22 protein-coding genes are annotated in these 26,401 nt (G+C 39.6%); 14 read left to right on the top strand and 8 right to left on the bottom strand.

Annotated elements, in window-relative coordinates; all coding sequences use genetic code 11:
* The first annotated feature begins 6 nt into the window (after positions 1–6).
* From LXL81_RS04950 to LXL81_RS04935, 4 genes are all read left to right on the top strand, one after another.
* A complete protein-coding gene (locus LXL81_RS04950; RefSeq protein WP_234645600.1) occupies positions 7–438 on the top strand; it encodes a hypothetical protein in 432 nt (143 codons plus the stop codon).
* Positions 439–833: 395 nt separating this feature from the next.
* Complete coding sequence (locus LXL81_RS04945; RefSeq protein ID WP_234645599.1) at positions 834–1,391, top strand: hypothetical protein; 558 nt, start codon at positions 834–836, stop codon at positions 1,389–1,391.
* A 90-nt stretch (positions 1,392–1,481) separates the two neighbouring features.
* Entirely contained in the window at positions 1,482–4,160 is a 2,679-nt protein-coding gene (locus LXL81_RS04940; protein ID WP_234645598.1) for an outer membrane beta-barrel protein, read from the top strand.
* Between the two features lie 40 nt (positions 4,161–4,200).
* On the top strand, positions 4,201–4,722 hold the full coding sequence (locus LXL81_RS04935) for a hypothetical protein (protein WP_234645597.1): 522 nt from the start codon (positions 4,201–4,203) through the stop codon (positions 4,720–4,722).
* Between the two features lie 236 nt (positions 4,723–4,958).
* On the opposite strand, the gene LXL81_RS04930 is transcribed toward LXL81_RS04935, so the two are convergent.
* Positions 4,959–6,284, bottom strand: coding sequence for a sulfatase-like hydrolase/transferase (locus LXL81_RS04930; protein ID WP_234645596.1), 1,326 nt, complete (start codon positions 6,282–6,284; stop codon positions 4,959–4,961).
* A gap of 241 nt (positions 6,285–6,525) precedes the next feature.
* A complete protein-coding gene (locus tag LXL81_RS04925; protein ID WP_234645595.1) occupies positions 6,526–7,365 on the bottom strand; it encodes a class I SAM-dependent methyltransferase in 840 nt (279 codons plus the stop codon).
* 472 nt (positions 7,366–7,837) lie between these two features.
* Here LXL81_RS04925 and LXL81_RS04920 point away from each other — a divergent pair, with 472 nt between their 5' ends.
* The 5 genes from LXL81_RS04920 to LXL81_RS04900 all read left to right on the top strand — a co-directional run bounded on the left by LXL81_RS04920 (position 7,838) and on the right by LXL81_RS04900 (position 10,895).
* Positions 7,838–7,981: a hypothetical protein gene (locus LXL81_RS04920; protein WP_234645594.1), complete on the top strand. Its 144-nt coding sequence runs from the start codon at positions 7,838–7,840 to the stop codon at positions 7,979–7,981.
* A gap of 169 nt (positions 7,982–8,150) precedes the next feature.
* On the top strand, positions 8,151–9,338 hold the full coding sequence (locus tag LXL81_RS04915) for a hypothetical protein (protein ID WP_234645593.1): 1,188 nt from the start codon (positions 8,151–8,153) through the stop codon (positions 9,336–9,338).
* Between the two features lie 21 nt (positions 9,339–9,359).
* A complete protein-coding gene (locus tag LXL81_RS04910) occupies positions 9,360–9,920 on the top strand; it encodes a Crp/Fnr family transcriptional regulator (RefSeq protein WP_234645592.1) in 561 nt (186 codons plus the stop codon).
* Between the two features lie 169 nt (positions 9,921–10,089).
* Positions 10,090–10,518, top strand: a complete 429-nt coding sequence (locus LXL81_RS04905; protein ID WP_234645591.1) for a MauE/DoxX family redox-associated membrane protein — start codon at positions 10,090–10,092, stop codon at positions 10,516–10,518.
* A 128-nt stretch (positions 10,519–10,646) separates the two neighbouring features.
* Complete coding sequence (locus tag LXL81_RS04900) at positions 10,647–10,895, top strand: hypothetical protein (RefSeq protein ID WP_234645590.1); 249 nt, start codon at positions 10,647–10,649, stop codon at positions 10,893–10,895.
* Between the two features lie 71 nt (positions 10,896–10,966).
* Here the strand turns inward: LXL81_RS04900 and LXL81_RS04895 are convergent, their stop codons facing one another.
* Genes LXL81_RS04895 through LXL81_RS04885 form a run of 3 tightly spaced genes read right to left on the bottom strand, consistent with a single transcriptional unit; the run spans position 10,967 to position 16,973 of the window.
* Positions 10,967–12,304, bottom strand: coding sequence for a RagB/SusD family nutrient uptake outer membrane protein (locus tag LXL81_RS04895; protein ID WP_234645589.1), 1,338 nt, complete (start codon positions 12,302–12,304; stop codon positions 10,967–10,969).
* Between the two features lie 10 nt (positions 12,305–12,314).
* Entirely contained in the window at positions 12,315–15,539 is a 3,225-nt protein-coding gene (locus LXL81_RS04890; protein ID WP_234645588.1) for a SusC/RagA family TonB-linked outer membrane protein, read from the bottom strand.
* Positions 15,540–15,563: 24 nt separating this feature from the next.
* Positions 15,564–16,973 (bottom strand): redoxin domain-containing protein, encoded by a 1,410-nt coding sequence (locus tag LXL81_RS04885; protein WP_234645587.1) that lies wholly within the window; start codon positions 16,971–16,973, stop codon positions 15,564–15,566.
* Between the two features lie 529 nt (positions 16,974–17,502).
* Here LXL81_RS04885 and LXL81_RS04880 point away from each other — a divergent pair.
* On the top strand, positions 17,503–17,742 hold the full coding sequence (locus LXL81_RS04880) for a helix-turn-helix domain-containing protein (RefSeq protein WP_234645586.1): 240 nt from the start codon (positions 17,503–17,505) through the stop codon (positions 17,740–17,742).
* 545 nt (positions 17,743–18,287) lie between these two features.
* Here LXL81_RS04880 and LXL81_RS04875 read toward each other — a convergent pair.
* Entirely contained in the window at positions 18,288–19,565 is a 1,278-nt protein-coding gene (locus LXL81_RS04875) for a sensor histidine kinase KdpD (protein ID WP_234645585.1), read from the bottom strand.
* A 355-nt stretch (positions 19,566–19,920) separates the two neighbouring features.
* Here LXL81_RS04875 and LXL81_RS04870 point away from each other — a divergent pair, with 355 nt between their 5' ends.
* Positions 19,921–20,310, top strand: a complete 390-nt coding sequence (locus LXL81_RS04870; protein ID WP_234645584.1) for a response regulator transcription factor — start codon at positions 19,921–19,923, stop codon at positions 20,308–20,310.
* Positions 20,311–20,693: 383 nt separating this feature from the next.
* Here the strand turns inward: LXL81_RS04870 and LXL81_RS04865 are convergent, their stop codons facing one another.
* A complete protein-coding gene (locus tag LXL81_RS04865) occupies positions 20,694–21,446 on the bottom strand; it encodes a LytTR family DNA-binding domain-containing protein (RefSeq protein WP_234645583.1) in 753 nt (250 codons plus the stop codon).
* Positions 21,424–22,488: a sensor histidine kinase gene (locus LXL81_RS04860; protein WP_234645582.1), complete on the bottom strand. Its 1,065-nt coding sequence runs from the start codon at positions 22,486–22,488 to the stop codon at positions 21,424–21,426. Before LXL81_RS04860 ends, LXL81_RS04865 begins: the two co-directional genes overlap by 23 nt.
* 973 nt (positions 22,489–23,461) lie before the next feature.
* Between LXL81_RS04860 and LXL81_RS04855 the strand changes: the two genes are divergently transcribed.
* The 3 genes from LXL81_RS04855 to LXL81_RS04845 all read left to right on the top strand — a co-directional run bounded on the left by LXL81_RS04855 (position 23,462) and on the right by LXL81_RS04845 (position 26,370).
* Positions 23,462–23,875: a MarR family winged helix-turn-helix transcriptional regulator gene (locus LXL81_RS04855; RefSeq protein ID WP_234645581.1), complete on the top strand. Its 414-nt coding sequence runs from the start codon at positions 23,462–23,464 to the stop codon at positions 23,873–23,875.
* A 103-nt stretch (positions 23,876–23,978) separates the two neighbouring features.
* Positions 23,979–25,289 carry a TolC family protein gene (locus LXL81_RS04850; RefSeq protein WP_234645580.1) on the top strand — a complete coding sequence of 437 codons (1,311 nt, stop codon included), beginning with the start codon at positions 23,979–23,981 and terminating at the stop codon, positions 25,287–25,289.
* Positions 25,290–25,299: 10 nt separating this feature from the next.
* Positions 25,300–26,370: an efflux RND transporter periplasmic adaptor subunit gene (locus LXL81_RS04845; RefSeq protein WP_234645579.1), complete on the top strand. Its 1,071-nt coding sequence runs from the start codon at positions 25,300–25,302 to the stop codon at positions 26,368–26,370.
* Positions 26,371–26,401 lie beyond the last annotated feature (31 nt).

Genomic DNA, 26,401 nt, shown 5'->3' with positions numbered 1-26,401 from the left:
ATAAGTATGAAAAAATTGTCGATTTTGATTTCAATCTGTTTTCTCGTTTTTAGATGCCAGACGGATCCTAAACCAGATTATACCGGAAAATACCATGGTATCAGGTCTGAAAGTCTTATTTATGCCAATTATGTGCCGCAAAATGGAGAAGAAAAAAGGATCGATACTCTGGAAATATCTATCATAAAAGATACCAATGGATATTTAATTAGAGGGTTTGATACGGTGGACATTCCAATAAACCTATCTAATTTGACTGACTTTGTTGCCGCCCCATATTCAATTGATAATGACGTAAATTCAGTCACAGGGTCCTTTGAACAAAACTCAATAACCATCGCAGGAAATTGGAAGTTTGTGTACTCAGAATCTGAATACACGGACACTTCTAAAATTCGTAGCAACTACACATTTGTAGGAGCTAAGGTTTTTGAATAAATCTCAATAAAAATTTGACCATTAATACCAACTAACAAGACCCCTTAGTTCATTAACATTTCACGGAATTAAGTGGTGATTTATCTTTTCAACTATTTTTTCTTCGTAAAAAAAATTACACTCTGAAAGATTCAGATCTTTTTAGAATAAAATAATGAAGCTAAATAGGCTATAACGTATATTATATATAGTTATATGTCAAATAAAGGCTTTAAACCACTATTAACTAAAATTAGCATGCTCCAAATTAGGCTTACAATAGTCTTATTTGAAAGTTTTTCTAAGTGGTATTTTAGAAGATAAACCCAAAAGGCAATAGTCTTTCAAATCATCTATGAATAAAAGCTGAAAATCCAGGCGGTATCGATAATTTCAATCAATTCAATCAATTATTTATGAAAAGGATTCTAGTGCTATTAATGTTTGCCATCGGTTTGATTCCAAACTATTCTAAGGCCCAGGGCTATTTTACAACAGGTATTGTGATGGCTGGTAACCCCTATTATGTTTTTTTAAAAGATGTTTATGTTGCCGGCTCAGCCGTTCAAGGTTCGCTTACCGGTTCTTTTACAATTGAGCAATATGGTATGTCAATGGTTGGAGGGAACACGATGCTTACCGCTTATGGATCATATCCAACTGATCCCCCAAGTCTTGTAGCACCCCTAGTTTTGAGATCCAGACCTGCCGCCAATACGTCTTTCGTTACCCTTATTAATACTGCTACAACTTCAAAAAGTGTGACGTTGGAACAATATTACAATTCAACTCTTATCTCAACTCAGCCTATCACAGTTCCCGCATCAACAGGAACTGCTGGATATACCTACTTATGGGTATTAGGAGCAGCAAAAACTTTCACATCAAGGGCTGCATTAGATGGAGGCTATAGTTTTCCACAAACCGAAGCTGAACATGCTACCTACTATGTTAAAGTCATTGTAAATAACTAAAAAGAAAAAAGACTATCTTAGAAAAACCTAAGATAGTCTTTTTGTCAACTCATTTCCCTGGGAGATCTCTAGTGTCTAATATTCTCTTAATTGAATAAAAAAAAAATACATATAAGATGTTTATTAATGATTACCTCTCTGGTATTCTTACTTGGGAACATTGCAGCCTCACAAAACACCTCAATTAATGGCTTTGTAAAAGACACAATAGATTTTTCTGATCTAAGCGGGTCTAAAGTAAAACTAGTACGGTCCATAGACGATACCTTGATGGCGGAAAGCGAACTTAACTCTGCCGGATTTTTTAATTTCAAAAATATACCAACAGGTAATTATCAAATAAACATTGACGTCCTAGGTTATCGTCATATTTCCAAAAATGTCAAATCAAGTGCTGAAAATACAATCTTGAGTTCCGGAACGATCTATTTAGTTAAGTATGTGATATTATTAGACACGGTAATAATTAAAAATACACCGGAACCGATAACCTTCAAAAAAGACACAATTGAATATCACGCTGAAAGTTTTTTAGCGCAGCATAATGCTAGTGTTGAAGATTTACTCAGAAAGCTTCCAGGTTTAATTATAACTGCCGAAGGAAAAATACTGGCTAATGGTAAAGAAATAAGTCAAATTCTAGTTGATAACGAACCGTTTTTCAATGGAGACATAAAATTAACAACGAGAACCTTACCAGCAGAAATTATTGATAAAATTCAATTATATAATTCCAATAGCGAATTAAGTAATCTTATCGGGATAGATGATGGGCAACGAATCAAAACTATAAACTTGAAAATAAAAAAAAATAGAAAAAAAGGGATATTCGGCCAGGCTGCAACCAGTGTTGGAACAAACAATCTCTTCGGTTTCGGAGGGAGCCTTAATAACTTCAATAATAAGAAGCAGCTTTCCCTAGTTTCACAAATTACAAATGCAAATGACCCACTTTTCAGTTCGTTTATAACAACGGGAAGCATCAATACTGGCATCAATAAATCCAGTGGCCTGGGAGGAAATTTTAAAAATAATTTTGGCAAAAATTGGAAGGCCGATGGGACATATATTGAAACAAATCAAACAAATAAAAGTATACAAGATATTGTAGCCAAAAATATCTACACACCTGACTCTACAACAATTCAAACGTTAAAGAACAGTTCAAATAGAGATAGCAAATCTCAACGCATAAACTTGAACATATCAGGAAAATTTAGCAACAGAAATAACTTAGTCATCCGCTCCAATTTTAATAAGAATAGACTGTTCAACAATCAATTACAAAATTCAATACTAAAACTAAACAATCGAGACACAATTTATCACTCTAACAATACCAACAATGTTTCTTCTAAAAGTTTTGAGCTGGGAAGCAACCTACTTTTTACCCATTCTTTCAAAACTTATAAACGATCATTAGTGTACACAACGGATTTTAGATGTACCGACAGTAAATCAATTGATAGTAATTTTTCGAAAAATTATTATGTAAGTCCTAATAAAAAAGAGTCTACCCTTAATCAGAAAAGAAATTCCAACCCCAATAGTTCATTCCTGACTTCCGGAATTTCCTTTTTTGAACCAGTAGCCAAAGATCAAATGGTACAGATTAGTTACAATTTCAGAATTGTAAAAAAATCTATTTTTACCAAAGTTTTTAGTCTTGACACTTTGGAAAGGCCTTCAGATATTGACGACTCCCTTCAATCTAACAAAACAAAAAGCAATTTAATCAACCAAGAGTTGCTATTAAAGTATCAAATCCAAAAATCAAACTTCTCACTATTTGTAGCAAATACCTTGAACTTCCAGACTTTTAAAGTTTATGATTTAATCACCAATAGCCTAACTACCCGTAAATACAAAACTTTTACACCAAGCATTAATCTAGAATATAATTTAACGGCTGGCAAATTTTTACAATTTGGATACAATATTTCAAATCAACAACCCGACATCTCACAGTTACAGAACTTGACTACTACTAATGATTCCTTATACATTCAAAAGGGCAATCCTTCTCTTAAGCAGATGTGGATTCATAATGTTCTTTTAGGGTACCGGATAAATTTTCAGTCAAATCAATCAGTCATCAACTTTGACTTGAATGGAACATTAATTCATAACGATATACAGTATTCAACTTCAATTTTAAAAGATGGTACCCAAGTAACCCAACCTATCAATGTTAACGGATCATATTTAGTTACTGGATCCTTAGACTATAGTTTACCCTTCAAAAAATCGAGCTTTCAAATTAACTCGTCTATCAATTACACTCAAAACCGAGCCATGCTAAATGATAGAATGGTCAATACAAATAACTATAACTTGAGAGGCAAAATAGGAGTTAATAGTACCATTAACCAATCTTTTTCTATGACTCTAACTTATAATACGACTCTGGGCTACGCTACATATGTCTCAGAAAAGAAAATAAAAACAAATTTCTTTCTCCAAAATTTGCTAGCGAACATTAAATATTTCCCCGCTCCATCATACTTTCTATCTTTGAAGTCTGATATTAACCACAACAGCGGACTTGCTCAACAAAAAGCCCTTTTGCTTCCAATTTTATCAATATCGGCAGGTAAGTATTTGTTCACAAACAAAAAAATGGAAATGAAGATAACAATCAGTGATCTGCTAAATAAAAATAAAGTTGCTTCTACTTCTGTCAACCAAAATTCCATTCAATCAATGCAAATTAATTCAAGAGGAAGATACCTTCTCTTGTCACTAATATACAACTTCAGAAAATTCTAAATTGTGACTAATTACACTCATTATATCTTCCAAAATTCATATGAGACTAACCAAGTATGCTGCATTTGTGATCCTTTTGCTTTTGAAACCGGAAACTTCACTATGTCAAAATTTCTTTGGCATTTCCACTCAAAATAACAGCAAAAATTTTAAAGCTATCGATTTGGTAATGAAGGGGAAAGTTATTCAAAAAGATGGGCCATCCGGAACATTAGATATTCAAGTCTACAGCCTATTTTTATCCCCTGGAATTTCACAACAAGTTGGTTTGGGGACATTCCCTCGACAGCCATCAGAAAGATATCCACTAACCATAGATACCGCATTAGATTCTACATCAAGTTATATCATTTTAAGGAACGTTTCCAGAAAACCGGACTCGGTAGTTGTTTCTCAAATAATGGGAGAATTAAATAGCCAAGTGTTGATTCGTCAGTCAGCATTTGTCAATCCCGGCGAACAGATTACGCTTTACCTTCACAACGCCCAACAAACATTTAGTGAAGTATTATTACCGAATGATAAGGAATATTATTCCTGTATAACCCTTGTTATTAAATAATGTGAATTAACCAAAACTTAATTTTTCGGACAAGTGAGAACTAGTTGACACCAAATGTTCCAAGTTGCCTCGAACATTTTTTCTCAAAATCCCCTCTCAATCAATTACGGAGGGTTTTAAGAAAAAATGGGGATTTGTCAGATGGCAGTCAGCTAGTTTTAGCCAAAATGTCATAAGATGTCTCGACTTTTACAAATTATGAATAAGTATTTTAAGTTTTCAGATTATACTGAATATCATTTTACTTTCGATTTCAGCTCATTATATCTTATTCTATAATGCTCTATTTTCTTTTTATATGAGTCGTTTTTAATTTGATTTTTCGTTTCATACTGGTCTTTTCCAAGATCGTAAAATTCCTCGTAGCCATATTCAATATATTTCATGTATTTGAAGTCCTTTGAAACGACACCTTCTACCTTCGGAATTTGAGGGCTTCCAAGGAAAGTGTGTTCGTAAAAAAAGTCCTGTCTTAGGTTGTTTTCCTTTCTCAGCAAATCTCTTCCTTGCATTTGTTCTGGAATTGACTGTCCTGCTAAGGCAAGAAAAGTTGGGGCAATATCAATGTTTAAAGCAATTCCAGATGATTTGATCCCTTTGGCAATACCTGCGCCCGAAATAATTAAAGGAACGCGAATTGACTCTTCAAAGCCAAACCATTTGCCTTCTAAACCATGTTCCCCTAATAGAAACCCATTATCACCCATAAAAACAATTACCGTATTGTCTTCTATATCCAGTTCTTTAAGCTGTTTTAATAAATCGCCTACAACTTGATCAACACCAGAAATTAGTCTGTAATAATTTCTCACTGTCTCCTGATGACGTTTAGCTGTTGACAATAATGGTTTCCATCTCGTCCTACCAATATTTTCATTTGATTTAAAGAAATTTGGCTGGCTATCCCAAAACCGAGGATCTGACGTTAAAGGTTGATCGATTGGAATATCAGAATAAAGGTTTTTAAATCTTTTTTGTACTGGATAAGTTGGAGGGTTTCCATCTAATTCATGTGGAGCTTTAAAACTTACAGATAAACAGAAGGGGGTTTTTCTTGAAAACTTTTGAAGGAATACTTTAATGTTCGAGCCTATGCTATCAGTATGGTGCACCAGCTTGCCACTTTTATTTATTATTTCATAATCCGGTTGATCCTCCTTCGGACACGACCAATAATCAAAAAGAGAGTCTGGCTGTCGGACTCCACCAATTCCAAATTTCCCAATAAACCCTATTTGATATCCTGATTTCTTCAAAAGAATAGGATAAGTATTCATAATAGCCCTATCGGAAAAGTCAGATGTAAAATCATTTATCTTATGCCTTGACTGATATTGCCCACTTAAAATACTAGCACGGCTAACACAGCAAATAGATGTAGTGCAATAGGCATTTAAATATAAAATACCTACTGCCGCAAGTGAATCTAGATTCGGCGTTTTAATTATTTTATTACCCATTGCCCCCAATGCGTCCCAGCGGTGATCATCTGTGAGCAAGAAAATAATATTAGGCCGTCTTAAGGTAGAATTTGCTCTGGCAAAATCTCTTTCGTCATTCAATGCGGCCGATATCGTTGGGACTACATGCTCTAATCGATACCTTTGGAATAATATTACCCCCACCGATGTAGTAAATAAAATAACCAGAATGTACTTCCAACTATGCCTTTTAAAAATTTTCATTTTACAAGTAAAATTACTAGGCAGCGATCCATGAGAAGGCCAGCAAAAGTAAAAATGCGCGTTAAGATTTGTATGGTTTGTTCACGGCTAACTTTTCACCAACTTAATTAGTCGTTAACTATTTTTCAAGAATTATAATATCTTGAAAAAAAATACCTGGAGTTTCTTTCCAGTTACCAGGATAAAGCTGGACTAATTTCAAACCGCTAGTAGATAGAAGTATCTCAAGACCTTTTTGAGTAACACCTATTGCATCCTCCGGATATCTTGCCGATTTAACAGTCATCCAGTTTTCAGAATTGTAAGCAGTAACATCAAATATCCAGTCATTTTGATTTGTAAAGTGAAATCTTCCTGTTTCGTTACTCCTTTTTCCAAGTGAAGTAATATATGCCTGATCTAATAAAAAGAAGGTTATTATTGCTTTTGCCCCCGGCCTTAACACTCTATAAATTTCCTTAAAGTAAAATATCGCATCATTCTCATTCATATGAGTCCAAACAGATAATGCAGTTACCAAATCTTGGCTATTATCTTTAATTGGCCATTTTTTAAGAATTTCGGATTGTATATTGGCGTACGTTGCATTGGCAACATCCAAATGGATAAATTTGAATATATCAGATGGATAATGCCCTGTGCAATATTCAATATCTTCTTTCATTATATCAATTCCAGTGTACTGTCCATCGTCACTAACAAAAGGCTCAGAAGATATACCCAATAATCCAGTACCGCATCCTATGTCTAAAATATTATTTGCACTCGTTTTTTGAAGTGATTGATAGATAATTGTTTGAAAAATGCCGATAACATAGGCCCATTCCGCATAAGACAACTTGCCCCCTCTTCTATTCTGAAAATCAGGAATTAGCCGGATATTCTTTGTTCGTATAATATGCTCTCTATCTGTCTTGCTGAAGCATTTATCGAGCAACGGGAAGAATTTCTTTATCATTTACGTCTAATGTTAGATTTTAAATAAATAGTTAATTCACAACCGTCTGATTGCAATAGAGCACAATGTCCCTGTAAAGTAAACAATTTATAGTTACTTACATTAACATTAGTTATTCCCAATACTCTACTTATTTAATCATTAATCTGTTGCATTCTGATAGACTATGGTGCTACACAGTATCTCTGCTTCACCGTCTTGATCGTCAAATACAGTAGTCATTAGGTCATGGCAAACGTCAAGCGAAAAGACTGGCTGCACTCAACACTTTAACCCCAACAAGGACGGTCTCTTAGCAAGAAAACTATTCTTTACCATTGATCCCGGGTTTCAATGGTAAAAGCACGATTTAAACTTGAAGTGGAGCTGTTCAAATCAAAATGACTACCCGTGGCAACATATTTTTTTTCATCCAAGTCTGTAATATTTCTTTTGCCACCGGTCCTATTTTTCACAAACCAAACAGATAATTATGAAAAAGCATCAAAAGATCGTTTTCAAAGAGATTCCCCTGAACTATTTTAAAAGCCGGATCTGGCAGAAAAAGTCAGAAAAATCAGGTCCAGACCCGATCACTACCAGCGGGATGATCTGCACGCTGAATACCCGAGGGTAAAATTATTTAAGTCCCTACGGCAAAAGCAGCTCTTAAAGAGCTGCTTTTGCGCTTTTATAAGCTTGACCTAAACGGCTTATTTACAACTTTCTATCATCACCCCAAATCACGATAGCTCCCTTCCCTTCTACGATTGAAGATTTTTAGTTTTTTTTAACTCGATGTTCTCATGATAGAAAAGCAGAATACCCTGGAATGGCTGGATTTTATCATCACCATTGCCCTGGATTCGTCGGAATCCGAAGTAAATACGCTTAGCGGTGCACAGTATGAAAACATAACCCAACAAGTTCAGCTGAAAAAACAAAAATACATTGCCTATTTAAACAACCAAAGCCTGACTCTTGCCAGCAGACGCAAAAGTCAGCATGTAATCAAACAGCATTACGGGAGTCTTTTAATTCTTCTCGATCAGACTGCCCGGGCAGCATCACAGATCAACCCGCTCAATACCTTGACTGCAAGCGCGCTACACATAACTACGATCTGTGTTTATGATCTGCTTAACTTCATCGAAAGCAGTTTTGAAGAATATCTGGATCTGGACGACCGTGTACCGCTGGCATACCTGGACCAGTTTGGCAAGGAGCGCCAACTTTGCATCAGCAGGGTCAGAGAAGAGCTAACCCGAAGAAATGTTGATCCGGATCTGGTTATGATCTTACTGGGATCTTTGGGTGCGGACACCAGTAATGCTAAGATACAGCCTACAAGTTTTCGCAACATTTTCTATCAACGGGAAGTGCTCCGGGGACTTGAGCAGATTCTTTCCAAGGATCAAACCACTGATATGGATCATGCCTTATTGGAGCTGTTGGTTTATCTGAATTTTAACAGCCGTCCTTTTATAAACTATTACACGCAGCATTTGTCCCGTCGTGTTGATTCTGTCAAGCCGCTTGGTGAGAAAATCACGCAGCTACTTCTGAGCTATAAGCAATTCAACCAGATGCACCGCAAACAGGGTGTAAAATTGAGCCCTTTGGATTCGGATGTGCAAAAGGTTATTTCAAATTGGTTTAATCAGGAAATCGGATACCTGAAAGAGCAGTCGCGCTGGGCTACTACCCCGACTGAAAGTCTTGTGCCGGCCAGCACAGAACCCTTCAAGGTAATGGTACTACTCTCAGTTGATCAAATCGGCCTTTTTCTCAGGGCACTCGACGCACTCAGAATCCTTAAAGCCCGCTCTATGAACGCTGTCTTCGAGAGCATTGTACCGTTTCTTTCCACACCCAGAAAACAGGAAATATCCTGGGACAGTATGCGCTCAAAATCCTACAGTTTTGAAGAAAAGGACAAACAGACAGTCATCAAATTGCTCGAATCAATTATTACCTGGATTAAAGAATACTGACACCATAAACAGATCTATATTATGGAAAATCTAAAACTAACCGATCATTTTGCGTCGCTCTATCCACTTGGTCAACAATTCACACTCGCCCTAGATCAGGCGCTGCTGCAAAAGCATTACAAAAAGGGAGATATTCTCAGACAAAAAGGTCAGACGCCTATGATCTGGTATATCAAGAGTGGTCTTGCTAAGGGTTATTATGAAGATCAGGAAGGCAAAGAACATGTGACCCGTTTTTGGAAAGAAGGCCAAATTATGCTGTTGGCAAACGGGCCGGTACACAAAACAGCAGCAGACCGGATCCTGTTTTTAGAAGACAGTATTGTGACAACGCTCTCAGACAGCTCCATTATTTATTTATATCACAGTTTCCGCGAGGCACCCAAACTTTCCAGCAAGATCATTCTTGAAGACCGAAATTACAGTGAGCTCAAATCGTTTTTGTGCTCACTGCCGGCAGCCCAGGGATACGCGCAATTTCATGAGATTTTTCCATCTCCCCGCCTTATGCTAAAAGACATTGCCAGCTACCTGGAAATTTCTCCCGGCAGAATGAGCGGAATCCGGAGAAATTCTGATTAAAACGATCTAAAAATCGCGCATAAACATGTGCTCATACAAAAAATAAATATTTATTCACTTACGATACAGGAAGTTACATCCTTTTTTTTCATTCTAGTTTTATTGCCGTGTCAATGGGTGAGGGCAAATTTCATTCCGAATCACTGGCCAAGGATGTAAAATAAATGCGATGAAAACAAACCTGTTACGTATGATCACGGCAATGCTGATTTTACTTTTTGTTTATACAGCAGTTGCTAAACTCTCAAACCTTTCAACTTTTGAAAGTGAACTGATGAATCAAGCGGTACCCAAAGTCTGGGTACCTTACTTACTATGGTTGATTCCGCTATCCGAAGCGCTGGTGGTCCTAATGCTGTGCACTAAAAAGACAAGAAGAACCGGATTTTATGGATCTGCACTACTAATGAGTGTTTTCACAGGGTACATGGGCCTGGTGCTTTTGAATGCTTTTGAGCGGGTGCCTTGCAGCTGCGGAGGCGTTCTTAAGCATATGAGCTTTGGGGTGCATTTTGTTTTTAACTTGGTTTTACTACTAGTCTCAGTAACCGGAATCTGGATGCTAAAATCTGGAAATGCTGACCAGCAGACCGGCTGAACCATACCAACAGACGAAGCAGGCTCAGCCCGGAAGGCTGCCCTACTATCGCCAGGGAGTGCTGAAAACCTGAAAACAGAGTAAGCGACCATTGCATGTTTCATTTTAAAATTTTAAATTTTAAGGTTATGAAAAAGTTAAAGCTTGATTATCTGTTTGTTGCTGCCATGCTTTTAGGCGGTTCACTTGGTGTGGTTGGTGCAGCCGCTGAGCCCAACTACAATGTATTTAATTCTACGCCGGATCAGCCGACACCTACCTGGACGGATATCCCGGCAGGGCAAAATGTGGAATGTTCGGCTGCCGCTACACAGTGTAAGGCGGTTAGAACAGGCACTGTCATTTCCGATGTGCAGTCCGGTCAGGCATCGCTCTAATTTTTGATTGAAAATCCGCCGGACTAAAACCGGCGGATTTTTTTTGAACATCACCGCTGAAACCATAGCCATTATGGATTTTGCGGTATTTCATTGGCAGACAGCTCATCGAGTGGTATTTTAAAAAGATAACGTTTATCGTTGGCGGGCAACTCGTAGGATTTGCCACCCATTGACCGGGTCAATTTGACTGCAAGGCCCTGCTGCAGGTTAAGTCTTTTCAGATCACCCCAGCGCACTCCCCGAAGTACCATCTCTTTTTTTCTTTCGTCCAAAATCAGCGTGAGCGCCTGCTGCGCTGAGCCACTTGTCACAGGCCTGAAAGAGGTACGTTTAAACCTTTTTTCAAGCAGTGAGTTTAGTGTCTTCATCGACTGTTCTACGCCAACCATCCTTGCCTGGCATTCAGCCTTGATTAGATACAGCTCACTGGTAGTCAGCCCACCGAAAGGAAAAGTTGTCCCGGTATATGAGCCTTTGAAATTTAGTGAAGGCGTGAAATACAGGCTTTTTCTTAGGTCTGCCGACTGGTAAGACCGGTAAAAAGTACTATCGACCATCACTGCCGGATCAGCAAAGAAAGTTGTCAAGCCACGGCTGTAATATAGAATTTCCGGATTACCGCTTACAAGTGGTAGCGGAAAGGAAACGGCCAGGGTGGTGTCAAGCGTATTGTAGTCGATCAGCGTATTTTTTATATCCAGCGCCTGCTGTGAGAAATCTGCAGCCTTCTCATATTCGCCCATGGAAAGATACACCCGTGCTAAAAGCGCCAGTGCCGCAGGTTTTGATGGCCGTGTCAGATACTGGGGAACATCTTCTAAAATCGGAATGGCATTAATTAAATCGTCAAGTACCTGCTGATAGCTTTCCGAAAGCGTACTTCTCTTTAATATGCGGCCTACATCTGCGGTCAGCGGCAGCGGGATTCCCTGATCTGACTGGGCTTGGGAATTCTGGTAGGGCGCGGCAAACTGCACAAGAAGCTGATAAAAGCCAAATGCCCGGTAGAATAAAGCGCGCCCGCGGATGCGTCCGGCCTGTTCGCCACTTAATTTGCTGACACCATCCAGTGCCACGTTAGCATAAAATACCTGCTGATATGGGCTGTCCCAGTCAGTAAGCTGGTTCTGGGTTTCACCACTCCAAAGATAAGTATCTTTTGTCTCCTTGTAAAGATTCTGAAACACGGGCTCTGTGACCCAAAAATCACCGTCAGCAACCAAGGGCAACACAGGCGTTTTATTCATCAAATCATCACTATTATCTAAAAGTGCCTGAAAATCATCAGCAGTCTTGGGAATCAAAAGTGATTTTTGGGGCTTTTTATCCAGAAAGTCACTGTCGCACGCGCACAAGAAAGCAGCGGCCAGACATAAAATTGACAGGGTCTTAAAATATTTGAGCATAACATCAAGATTAAAGGTCCATTTTAATACCAAGGCTTAAATTTCGCACAGGCGCAAACGAAGCCTGTGCATAGTCCGGATCTAGTTTACCTTTATAAGATTTCCACACGATGCCCAAATTACTGGCATACATGTAAAGCTGCATTGTCCGAAAAGGCAGTCTGGAAGCAGATGGTCTTAAAAGCGTGTAGCTCAGATTAATATCCTGGAGTCTGAGGTGATCCGCTTTTTTGACACGGTCTGCCGACAGCGCATAGAAACTCTCACGGTTGTAATTGATCTGATTAGGCATTGAAGGCACATTGGTGCTTCGCTCATCTCCCGGCTTTTGCCACCTTCGACTGTAATCGCCGTGCGTGACAATGCCCTGGTATACCTGTGTATAAGAAACAGAATTTTCCCTGAAGAAATACGCTAAACGGTAGTTAAAAAGCACCGAAAGACTAAGCGCTTTCCAGCTAAAGGTGTTACGAATTGACCCAAAGTATTTCGGCCGCGCGGTTCCGTGATAAGTCATAGCTGAAGGGTCGATCTGCAGCATCGCGGCATAATCCTTACTGACCTCCTTACCCAGATATCCCTGCGGATCACCTGTTGAGGCTTCAAGCCCTGCCCAGGGAAGACTGTAAACTGAATAAAGTGGTTTGCCCTCCAAAGGAATCGTTAGCCCGCCATCACCACTTCCCAGGTAGTAGGCCGCAGTAGATACAACTGCGTAGCTTTTCACTTTATCTATTACCTGACTGAATAGCAACTGGCTGTGCCATTTAAAATTTTTATCAAGGATCTTTGCGCTTAGGGTAACATCCATACCATGACCCGAAGTGGATGCATAGTTACCTGTAAAAGTCTTCACGCCGGATGAGCCAGGGTACGGCATTTGCCCGATCAGGTCTATTCCCGTTTTATGATAGTACTCCACAGTTCCAGTGATCACCCTTCCGCGGCTTTCAAAATCAAGTCCCAGATTAAACGTCTTGATCCGCTCCCAGCGAAGAGAGGGGTTAGGCGGGTTTTGGATACTTGCATAGGTGGCTCCTGTCCCAGCATCGCCGCGGCTTCCAAAGGAAGCAGTCGTATAAGCAGAGACATTTTTGTTACTGTTACCAGCATAACCAAGCGTCGCACGCAATTTTAGAGCAGGCAGCCATGACAGATGATAGAAAGGTTCCTGTGAAAGGTTCCAAGCCGTGCCCACTGAATATAGCGGCACTCCCCTTGCATTTGTCTTGACCCCGAACAGATTACTTTGATCGATCCTTCCGCTGGCAGAGACAGTGTAGCGCTGCTTGAAGCTGTAGGCACCATTAACATAGTAGGAAAGGTACCGATCCGTACTGGCAGATTGTGTATCCAAATAAGGGATCTTTAGACTTGCCGCAGGGTTAATAAACGAAGTAAAGGATGAGATGTAATCGACCGCTTTGCTGGTGGCATATTCATCTTCATAGCCGTAGATTCTTCTGGTTTCGGCCTGTCTTTGCAGATCACGAAGTTCCATTCCTGCGATCGCGCTCAGCTCGTGCAGCTTCCAGCTCTTGTTGTAGTCAAATTGACCGCGCAGATTCTGGTTGGTGTACTCGCTTCCACTTCGGTCCATAATTCCACCAAGCGGAATGGGCCTTGTCAGAACACCTGCCGAGCTGATCGAAGTATACCGGTTTATCAAATTGCGGGTATAGTATGTCTGCTGACTTTGGTATTTACTGCCGCTGGTGATGCCACGGCCGTATTGGTAGAGCACACCAAAGCCCAGCCCTGGCAGCAGCTTGTAATTGAGCACCGCATTGATACGGTAGTCGGTCAGACCAGTATTATTATCAGCCAGCCTGAGCTCGTCCAGTGGCTTGTACTGCCAATTCAAAAGCCCTTTATTCTGCGATGCTTCCGTAAAAGATGCCCGGTTGGTGTTAATAATGGCCAGAGCGTTACCGTTTTGATCTGCGATCTGGGCATATGGATACATGGGGGCTCCGGTATAACCGGTAATCGCGTTGGTGTAAGTTAGTGGCCCGGGGTTATTCTCAACATTTTTGCTCTGCGCATAATAGATGTTAGTCGTCAGGTCCAGCCTTTTGGAAAGCTGAAAGGTATTTCCTGCACTTATCGTATAACGCTGATAGCGGTTACCTGTTTCGACAGCAATGCGATTGTCATAGCCTGCTGAAAAGTTATAACGTTGTTTTTCAGTACCGCCGGTTAGGGCCAGTGAATACTGCTGAGTTGCCCCGTTTTGGTAAAAATACTTTTCGTAATCGTTTCTAATATCCTGGGTTTTGAGAACATCCATCTGGGCATCAGCCTGCTGCTGGGTAATGTTTTTATCCCTGGCTGCGATTAAAAGTTCAATCACAGGTGTGAAAGGATATTTGTTCGCATTTTTTTCAGCGGAAGTGTAGCGCCCCTTGGTAAACATTAACTTTTCACTTTCAATGTAATCACTACTACTCATTCTGGGCTGGTAGAAAAGATTTGGCTTTTCGCTTATGGTAAGGTTGCTGTTAAAACTGATGTGCGGCGGGCGGTTAGTACCACCCTTCTTTGTGGTGATGACAATAACCCCGTTTCCGGCCCTGGATCCCCAAATCGAAGCCGCTGCGGCATCTTTTAACACGGTTACACTTTCCACATCATTCGGATTGAGCGTGCCCAGATCACCCTCGTAAGGAAAATTATCAATAATGATAAGTGGCTGAGTCGATGAATTAATGGTGCTCTGACCCCGGATCAAGAGCCCAAGCGCATTGCCTTTCCCTTTATTGGTGATCAGCCCTGGTACTACGTCATCGATTCTGCTAAGAATATCCGTAGAGACCCTGCGGTTTAAAAGGCTGGTATTTACAGAGGAAAATGACCCTGTGGCCCGCTCCCTTGGAATGTTCTGGTATCCGGTCGAGACGACCACCTCAGCTAGTTGATTGACATCCACAGCAAGCCCAATAATAAAACGGCCAGCCGGAGGCCCCTCGAGATGGACCTCGGTTGACGTAAAACCAATGTAAGAAACAATTATATCAGAAGGAAACACTTCAATAGGCAAACTGAAACGGCCGGCTGCATCGGCATTGACACCTACCTGGCGGCCTTTGATTTTAATAACGGCACCAGGCAGAATCGTACTGTCCGAAAGAGAAATGACCATTCCTTCAATGGTTGACTGCGCATGAGCGCGAAAGATCACGCCGCTCAAAAGCATGGCAATGCTGATCATTATTGCGATAAAAGATATTTTCATAGGAGTGGTATCCAGCGTTAGGATTTATTTTGATAACCGCGCGCTAAACTTAGGACGGTCTTTGATGACGAGCACTTCAATGACTTCAAGCTTCTGTACAATTTTGAGATCAAATTTTGAAAGTGCCTGATTCAAATCGGCTAAATCAGAAAACTTCACTTCCATATCCATATCAAAAGCAGAAGTGATACCGGTCAGATTAACAATAGGAAGCTTTGAGCTGGTCATATAAATTCCATTCAAACTGGTTGTGAATCCTTCCATGGTGCTGTGCCGAAGCTGGTAGTTAAAACCATCGTAGCTTTCCTGAAAAGTACCCGAACCTGCCGGAAGCTTATTTTCACTGCTTGTCCGTATTAATGCCAGCACTGGAAGATTTCTTTTTTCTACCGAAGCCTGATACTGTGGAAACAGACTGCTAAGATCTTTTTTAAAAACCGAAAAGGCGCTATCCACAAGCATCGGTGGCACAACAAGCTCATAGCAATAGGTATGCTGCTGTTGCCAGTCCTGGTATGATATTTCCTTACCTGGCCCCTGAAGAAGCGATGGATCACTTACATCAAGAATAATTTCGCCGGCCGATAAAAACTGTTGCCCCTTGCCATAGGCATATTTAAACATTCCAAGCGGGACGGAATTAGTGAAAGTAATCCTCCAGTTTTTCCGCCCTGGCCCAGGAGTCCTAAAACTCATTGCCGATTGAAGTCCTGCAATTCGGCCAGAAAAGAAACTATGAAAATATTCCAGAGCTCCAAGTGGCGAATTCTGCGATCCAAAAAAATCAAGTAGAGAGCCATTTGAAGTATGATAGCCAAGTAGGTTCTCATCCTTCTTCTCAGCAAGCGGCGCGCTGTGATTTTTCAGAAAAGCTTCCAGATGCCCTTCGGTAATCTGACCCAGACCGGTTTGAGCCCTGAATATACCATCCGGATCAATCCAGATGTAATGCGGCACTTCGGAGTAGGGAAAAAGGTTTTTCAACTGACTATCCCCAACGACTTCCGGTGACTCTATACGAAGGCCAGTACGCCTTGTAAGTTTCTGGCGAAACAACATGACCTCCTGCGCAGTTTGGGAACTGACTGGAAGAAACTGCACCCGGCCTGAAAATCTTTTTTCAAGCGAATCCATACGCCCGACCATGCCTACACAAGGCCCACACCAAGTGGCCCAAAAATCAAGAATCAGCACCTTCCCTTTAAAATCAGACAGTTTAATGGAAGATGACGAATACCGTAAGGCGCCGGGAAAGGCCATTTGTGGTACCTTCTCGCCTATCCGAAGTGCGCCAGGTGAAACGGCAGGGATCTGAGTGGCCGATGAAACAGTCTGCGCTGAAGCGGGTTTCCAACACCAGAGCAGGATCAGAAAAAGAGTGAAATAAAAAAAATATGGCATAAGTCTGCCTAGAGAGCAAAAACGTGAGTTCATTGCAATGAAGATTAAAGAAAACATAGAAATTCCAGTCCGTTTAAATGTAAACCGAAGCGCACAAAAACGAACAAACTGCACACCGCATACAACTGTATAAAGGCGAGCAATTCAAGAAAATTAGATTTTCAATCAGGAGGACAGATCACTAATGTAAGAATCGACATCATAAGCGCAATTTGATTGTGCTACATAAAGCAGCGTGAAACAAAAGGCATTAAAGTTAGCTCAGTTCCAAAATGCGGCAAATACCCTGGAAGGCTTGGAACTCAACTTGTTTCATTAGAGGTACTGGTAGACACGGGACCAAGAAGCCGAACCCACGCCTAGGTCGTAAGCTATTCAACTTGTTACAGTTCCAATAATTATCAGTTTTATAATTTTTACAATTAACGAACGCTTCAAAACTATTTAAAGGGTCCGTAATTCGTTAAAAATACAAATGACTCTACAAATATAATATAATTTGGGTTAAAACCCAAATTATATTCCAAGTTTCTATACCAATATTGTCTAATAAAATCAGGCAATGGCGGAAGAATCACAAGAGGAACTCGAAAAGTTGGGAAAAAGAATAAAGCAATTGAGAAAATTCAGAAACTTAACTCAGGTTGATTTAGAAATACTTTCTGGGATTAACAATGGTGATATAAGTAGAATTGAACATGGGAAAAATATCGCCTTGACATCCTTATTCAAATTGGCATATGCATTAAAGATTAAGACAAAAGAATTTTTTGATTACGATGGGCCTTTGCCAGTAGACTAACTTATCCAAATATGCCCGTGAAACAATCTTCTTTAATGAAATGATTCTTACTCCCTTTATCTCTGATATTTAATTTTAATATAGATCTGTACCTCATTATTGTGTAGACCTATTGCTTGCATTTAATTTGAAGTATGAAATGGAAGGTGGAATAAAAATGTTGAATTTTAATCCTGAAAGGCTTCACGGTTGTTCAAGGCTCTTTCGATACTTTCCTTTGTACTTACCAAATCTATCCCTTGAAGACTTAAAACCTTTAAGTTAGGAGGGCATGGTAAGAATAGACTTCAAAAAAAATTTAGTTTCAGGAATAAATATACAAATCACTCTTCGCAGCTTTAAAAATTAGTGCCTCAATATTCACCTTGCAATAGTATTATTGAACTACAAAGTTCTGTCTAGCCAAACACATTGAAGTTTGGCGGTTATGCACATTATCATGTGTGTCGATGAAATTTGAACCTAAACCAGCTTATTAAAATAATCCGGCTTCAAAATGTACTGCTATATATTTTGTTTGCCAAATATGCATTACAGCTTATCGCCTACTGCTGAAATTTTAGGCAAATACTTGCGCCAGGACGGTTCTCTATCATAACATCTATCCCAAGCATACAGGAAATCTCTTTGACTAGCACTAATCCAAGGCCGATAGTTGTAGACGGCCCTCTGGAAATAGTTATTTGCTTGGAGTCATTTGACGATAGCCAATCAATGAAATGAGCTGGCATTCCTGGCCCATGATCACTGACTATTAGGTGAATCTTTCCAGCAATAGTAACTGTAGTAATATTGATATGATTACCATTTTTAACTTTGATCGCGTTATCCACCAGATTATGGATCATTACGCCTAACAATTCAGGGTTGGTCCTGACAGAGATATTTGGTGGAATATTGATGGTCAGATGGCCAGTTTGCAAACTTATCACATGGTCGAAAACCTTTGTTTTCTGTAAAACTACTTCCTTTAAATTTACATGAAAAAGCTCAATCTCTTTTCCATTCATACTATTTTTTATAAATGAAGTTAAATTTCCGATTAGTTTAATTATCTCCTCACCCGTGAATGCGATTACTTCAGTCATTTCCAATACCTTGTCGTACTGTCCTGTCTGTGTAAGAACCTTTACTTCCTTAGCAACTGCACTTACAAAACTCAATGGAGTTTTGATATCATGAGAAATAGATGCGAGAAGATGCGACTGCACACGAAGCCTTTGTTCTACGCTCTTTTTTGAGTTATCAAGGATTGAGATAGCATGCTTTAAATTCCAAATACGCTCAGTTGCCAAAATGTTTTGATATTTTCTATTTCTCAAAGCAGCACGCCGCTTTTTCAGTGTAAAGTAAGTAAACATAAAAATACCACTCAAAAGAAAAAAAGCCCAACCAGACTTCCACCACTGCTTTTTAAATTCAAAAGTAATTTTGTAACTCTCGGGACTAAACTTCTTATTATAAGCGTTACCGTTAACGAAAGGAATGCCAAGTTGCATTACATCTTTTTTCACTTGGACGGCTAAAATGTAAAGCAACGAAATGGATGACTGCCAATAACCCATCCGAACAAAACGCTTGTGCTCAATCAAATAGCCAGCATCTACTGGAAAAAAAAGTAAAGGTGCAATTTTAAAGTTTTGAAAACGGTAAAAATTTCTAGGGCCTACATTTTTATCCTCTGCATGTAGTGCTGCAAACCAGCCATTACGCGGCAGCTGCACGGAATGAATCTGCTGTCTTACCCCGTGCAGCTGGATACACAAGCAGGTAATTAAATTAAAAAAAAGATAAGTGATGGCTAATATGTGTTTCTGTCGCATGGTAATAATATTTCTTTATTGTTAACCTTGGCCATCTAATTTTTGGCCTGAGTTTTTTTACTGGTTATATCCATCGATTCTTATTATTCCTCTTCGTCAGTGATATCGTCCGAGAAAGTATATACAGCTTAATTTGGCACTGGTTAAGAAGTACCAAAAGAATTTGAAGCATTGACATAGAATTGATTCTAAGTCACCTCAAAGGCTCATTTGCCACCAAATCTAGAATAATACCAACTATATTATCGAATGTTATAGTTTGGAACGGGCGAAAAAGAGAGTAAGACGGGCACCTAAAGCTAGGATAGCTTTTGGTAGCAACGTAGTTTTGTAAACAAACCATATTTACATTTTTATGAAAAATATACTGATTGTGGACGACCACCCATTGGTTCGGCTCGCGGTAGAAAATAGCGTTATAAGGATTATCCAACCATCTCAGACCCACACTGCTGGAACATTTAAAGAAGCCATGCAAGTACTTGGCTACCAGTACATGAATTTGGTGATACTGGATCTTGGTATTCCGGGAGGACTAGGTGTAGAAATGATATCACAGATCAAAAGTTTGCAAAACGAGGCCCGGATTCTGGTCTACAGCGGAAGAAATGAAATGGGCCATGCTACTAGTTATATGGCCGCAGGAGCAAACGGATTTCTGAACAAAAATGCTGCTGAAATCGAGTTCGAGTTTGCAATAAATACGGTATTGAACAATAAGAAGTATGTTGGAAAGAAAGTTTAATCCAAATTGTCGCTTATTTTGTCAACTGCGCAACAGGAGCTCAGATCCATTTGATTTGCTTAATTCCTGGTAAAAACAGATCCTCACACAGCTGATAAGTGGGAAATAGACCAAGCAAATTACTCACGATCTAAAATTTAAAAGTTTAACAGTGAGCACCTGTAAGCCTTGGGTACTTAAAAAAATACTTGCCAAGAATGTAATTGCATTGATAAGAAAATTTAAACCAATTCATATACACCTTACTCCTCCTTTAAATCTATACAATAAAGCTAAATACTTTGCTTACTGAATAGTCACCAAACACATCTTTCACTCACCAAGTTATCTTAAACACGGACCATCAGAAAACAACCAGCCGGCCTAAATCTATTTTGAAACCATTACTTAAGCCATTTCACAAATTGGGCGGACTTGGATTTGCTAATAATTATTTTTTCAGGAGTTTCTGACTTCAAAATGACTTCCAGTTTTCTAGCATCAATATATTTGACTGCTTCAATATCATGTTTTGAAATAATGAACTGACGGTTCGCACGGTAGAATAACTCTGGGTCAAGCTGAGCCGCCAGACGGTCCAGGGTCGTTCTGATCTCAAAAGTTTGTCCGTGATGGTAAACGACTACTGTCTTATTGGTGTAGAAATAATTAATTTCAGCAACTGGTACAGGCATGATCCTGTCTCCAAGATAAACCGAAAGCACTGTTTTATATACCGGTTTAAAAGATTGCAGCATATTGTTAAACCGATTTGCATGTTCGGGCAGCGCCCAAAGCCTGCTATACTGATGGAGCTTGTTGAAGCTTTTTTCAAGATCCTGCTTTTTAACAGGTTTCAGTAAATAGTCAATCCCATTATTTTCAAATGCCCGTAATGCAAAATCGTCATAAGCTGTGCAAAAAATGATGGGCGCCGTAACCTGCACCTGGGTAAAAATGTCAAAACATAAACCATCACCCAGTTGTATATCAGACAGAATAAGGTGTGGCATCTCATTTTTGTTAAACCAGTCAACAGCCTCTTCCACCGTCTGCAAAATCCCGCATACGCTAACCTGTTCACTCATCGCTTCTAAAAGAACTTTTGTTTCCTGAGCGGCCTTGTATTCATCTTCAAGCAACAACACATTTATCATAAATCATCGGGATTCTCACTGTAAAAAAGTTAGCATCTTCATTAACGGAAATACCCATTTCACTCAGCAATTCATAGCGATCCTGAAGATTGAGAAGACCAGTCCCCAAACTTTCGCTATACTCCCAGCCTTTGGATCTTGGCTGCAAGTTATTTCTTACGGTAATATAATCCTCGTCGCTAAAAATCTGGATCTTCAAGGGCTTTGAGGCAGAAATAATATTGTGTTTAACAGCATTTTCGACAAGGACCTGCAAAGCAAGTATTGGGATCTGTTTATCTTCCACTTCTGGCCCCAGATCCGTTACAATAGACAGACCTTCACCAAAACGTTCCTGCAAAACAAAATTGTATGCATGAATGAACTCGAGCTCTATGGCCACGCTAACAAGATTCTGATCATTCTGGTGTGTGAGAATATACCGGTAAATGTCAGAAAGTTTGATTACGTAATTCTTTACCCACTCTTCATTAGCACCTGATTTTAGCACGTTTAAAGCATTAAATAGAAAGTGCGGATTTATTTGCTGCCTTAAAGCAGTGAGCTGGATTGCCAGGTTCTCCTGCTTTAAGCGCTCCATGTCCCGTACCGCTTTTTTGCGCTTATCGCGGTTCTCAAAATAATAAAACGCAGGGATCACAAAGCCTGCCATAAACAAACCTCTAAGCATCATACGCGTCACCCGGTAAGGCCATTCTCTTTTTTTCAAAGAATAAATAGGATAATCCTCAAAAGGAGATAGCTCATAGATAATTGTGGACAGCACCATGCACAGTAGAACGCATATAATTATCTTTACCAGCCGATGTTTACCATTAACCCCGGTCAAAAGCATTACGCTTATTACCCACATGCAAAGCCCTACCAAAAATATGGAAGCCTCCGAGCCAATTAAATTAAACTGGGTTTCAAATTCTGGTCTTTCAATGCGTGATGGCAAAACAAGCAATGGCATCGCAATGGCAACCAGCAATCCACGTAAGATTTTAAGTCTATGCGCGTAGAAGGAAATTCTTAGTTGTTCTAATGTTTGAATTTTCATGCAAATAAACTTTGATATCATTCATTGTCATGCGACAAATCAAATGCCCGATTGGTCAGTTTCGATACCGGATTCTTTCCATTACAGGCATTTTCAATGATTATTCGCACTTAGAATAATTGAAGACATAAACCCATTGTGTGAGTATATCCGGTATAGAATCATTGTAGACCGGTAAATTTGGCATCAAACCATTTAAGGAAACATGCTTATTTAATAACCGGGCTAAATCGTAGCTACCTAACTTTCGACCTTCTCCTTTAAAAGGCTTTTGGTTGAATAACAATTCCGCTTTGCTCGCAATAGCTATCCTAGTGTTGTTTACTCAGTGGGAGCATTTGTCTTACCGGGTTGCAAATAAGTATATAGGGTTGTTAGATCTACCGGCAAGCAGCCTCTAAGCTCGGTAGTACTATTAGGTTTCGATTTAACTTCAGTCATTGTTGGAGTGGTAAGTTTCTTAAACATGCTAACAGAAAGTTGGACTTAAATATTTCTTATGAATCTGGCAATCGCAGTAGATCACCGGAGTAAGGGATTAAAATTTACCCAAATTTAAATTTAATAGTTATTTAAAAAGCTTCTTAAACGCAAACCTATGTATTATTACTTTGAAAACAGCAGGAATATTTAAAAAATGCTGCGTAGTGAGAAAACTACAAGAATCAAAAAAAATCTTTCCAAATTATTAGGCGGAATAACAGGTATATTCTCGAAATTCCATGGAGATATAAATGACCGAACATACAGATCGCTACAAGCACGATATCGATCCAAATGACGCGCCAGGCTCTTATATACTAAAATACCAGATTGCCCCGAATCAATATATGTACACTTATGGTAAACTTAATTGTTTGAAATATGCCAGGCTCTCAAAACTAAAAAAATAATACTTGCAAATTAAGATAGTTGACTTTATCAACATTATTAGTATCTTTGCTTTTGGAAGTTGAATAGATAAGCATTCGCTATGAACATTGGTCTTAAAATGGGGGAATTAATCAAGTCCATCGGAAAGCGCATTGATGAGGCCCTGTCGGGTGATGAAACACCACTGTCTATGGAATATTTTTTCCTTCTCAATATATTATACGGACGAGATGATATTATTCAACATGATCTTGCAAATATTATGAAAAAGGATAAATCCGGCGTGCTTAGGCAGATTGATGTTTTGGAAAAACTAAATCTGGTTGTACGTGTTCCGGACAACGAGGACAGAAGAAGAAAAGCAATTGTTCTTACCCCGGCTGGCGTTAAAAAAGTCGAGACATTCAGACAAATCGAGGCTGACATTTTCAACGGACTGCTAGAGGACATTTCCTCGGAAGATCTGGAAGTTTTCAGCTCGGTTCTGGATAAAATGAAATCAAAGGTATCCTAAATTTTTTTGACCTAATAATTGACTTAATCAACTTTCTTATTAATCAACTAAAGAAAAAATGAGTATTTATTCGGTGAGCAAATGCATCTTGACCGCATTAACCATGATGATTGTATCATTCCAGGCTAGGTCCCAGGACCAAACATTATCACTTAAAAGCTGTATCGAGTATACATTACAGCATCACCCCAATGGAGCGATCTATAAATATTCCGCTCAGTCAGCTGCGCAAAAGGTCAGAGAAAGCAAAGCTGCATTTCTGCCATCAGTGTCGGGCAGTATAGGCCTTGACTACAATCTGAAACTTCAGACCAACGTGATCCCGGCTGGGAGTTTCTCACCAACAGAAACCAAACTGCAACTGGGAAATAAGTTTAGCAACTCGGCATCCATACAGGCAGACCAGAATATTTATGATAAAAGTGCCGCGCTCGGCATAAAGACTTCGCAGGTGAATAAAGAGGTTGCTGAACTTACCGTATCCAAAGAAAATGAAACGTTGGTATTCAATACTGCTACTTCCTACTACCAGGCGCTTACGTATAAAGAAAAAGGTCGCCTGCTTAAAGAAAGTGAAAAGCAATACGAAGCCATGGTTGGCATACTCAAACTCCGCTATGAACAAGGGGTTGTTAAGAAAAGTGAATATGATCGTGCCAGGGTCAATTACAACAACGTGCAATCGGAGATTTTAGCCAACAACAGTGCCTATGCATTAGCCATAAACACATTGAAAAATCATATGGGTCTTGATATAGACAAGCCGATAACAATTGCTGATAGTATCAATAATGTAGATGTAAGCCAGCTGTCATTACAAAAAAATAGTGGACTTATTAACAACAATTTAATTGATTATCAGATAGATCAGAAAAATCTGGATTTAAAAAGTCTGGATGTTCGTCAGAAAAAAGCAGCATTTCTGCCGGTGCTTTCTTTGTATGCCAAATATGGAGGTACCGCATTCGGCACGGAATTTGTTCCGGCGCTCACCCACTGGTATGACTACTCAGTCGTTGGGCTAAAAGCTACGATCCCACTTTTCAGCGGCTTTAAAAAGCAAAGCCAGCTGGCTCAGAGCGAGTTAAATTTTAAATCACAGCAACTTACCAATAAACTGAATCTACAGACTTATGCACTTAATGTAGAAAATGCGGCTACCGAGATTACCAGCACTTACATAAATCTCAAAAAGAATAAAGAAAATCTGACATTGGCCAAGGAAATGATGGATGCTTCAACGGTCGAATACCGGGAAGGCACAACCACATTGTCTTCCTTGCTTGACGCTGATTATTCCTATAAAGAGGCCAGAACCAATTACACTACAACATTACTTGACTACCTAAATGCCCAGCTAAGCTATTATAAGAATACCGGAACGATTACTGAATTTGTAAACGAACTTAAATAACGCTCACATAATGAAACCAAAAAGAATCATAACCATCCTGGTTATAGTACTTATACCGATAGCCATCTTCTTTGGATTAGCAAACAATAAAGAAAAGCTCGAAAATGCAAAAAAGCCCGTTGATAGAAGTAAGATTGCAATTAAAGTAACCGTGGATACCGTTTCATTAAAAACGATCGATGGGTCTTTCTCGCTGCCGGCAACCATTATTGCCGACGAAGATGCAGCAATTACAGCAGAAGTTGCGGGGAAAATAGCCAGTTTAAATATTCAGTTAGGTACAACAGTAAAAAAGGGGCAGTTGATCGGAAATATTGACGTTACCGAATCCCGGCAAAAACTGGATGCGGCATTACTTTCAATAACCAAGCTCACTTCTGATTACGAAAGAAATAAAATACTGCTGGCCGGCAATGCCACAAACGCCAATGCAGTAACGGATGCCAAATATGAGCTTGATGCAAAAAAGCTGGAAGCCGCACAGCTGCGCACACAGATCAGCAAGTCAAACATTGTCGCTCCGGCAAGCGGTATTATCACAGAGAAGCAAAAAGTACTGGGTGAATATGTAGGGGTTGGAACCGTAATCGCCTCTGTAACAAATATGCGTTCACTGAAAGCTAATGTCAGTGTGCCTGAAAGTCAGATTATGGCTATCAAAAAAGGACAGACGGCCTGGGTTACTTCAAGTGCATATTCGGCAGAAAAGTTTCCCGGAACTGTCAGCTATATCAGCCCGAAAGGAGATGAAAATCATAATTACATGGTGCAGCTTTTGATCGCCAATGCAGCCTCAGTCCCGTTGAAAGTCGGACTGTATATCGACGTCGAATTCCCGGGTACTGCTTCAAGCCGGTCATTGATGATGATACCCAAAAATGCATTAGTTGATGGTGTTAAAAATCCATTCGTGTATGTATACAGCAATGGTGTTGTTGCTGAGCGAAAATTGGTCACCGGCCTTGAATCCGGAGACTACATTGAAGTAAAAAGTGGCCTGGGCAAGGGTGAGCTGATTGTCACGAGTGGACAAATCAATTTATCTAATGGTAGCCAAGCACAAATAAATCAGGGGCGGTAATCAAACTTTTCAAACGTGCTTCAATAAAAAA

Origin of the sequence: Dyadobacter sp. CY356 (genome assembly GCF_021440195.1) — a bacterium.
GTDB lineage: Bacteria > Bacteroidota > Bacteroidia > Cytophagales > Spirosomataceae > Dyadobacter.
The sequence above is the reverse complement of the archived record's forward strand: the minus strand, read 5'-3'. Positions and strand labels throughout refer to the sequence as shown.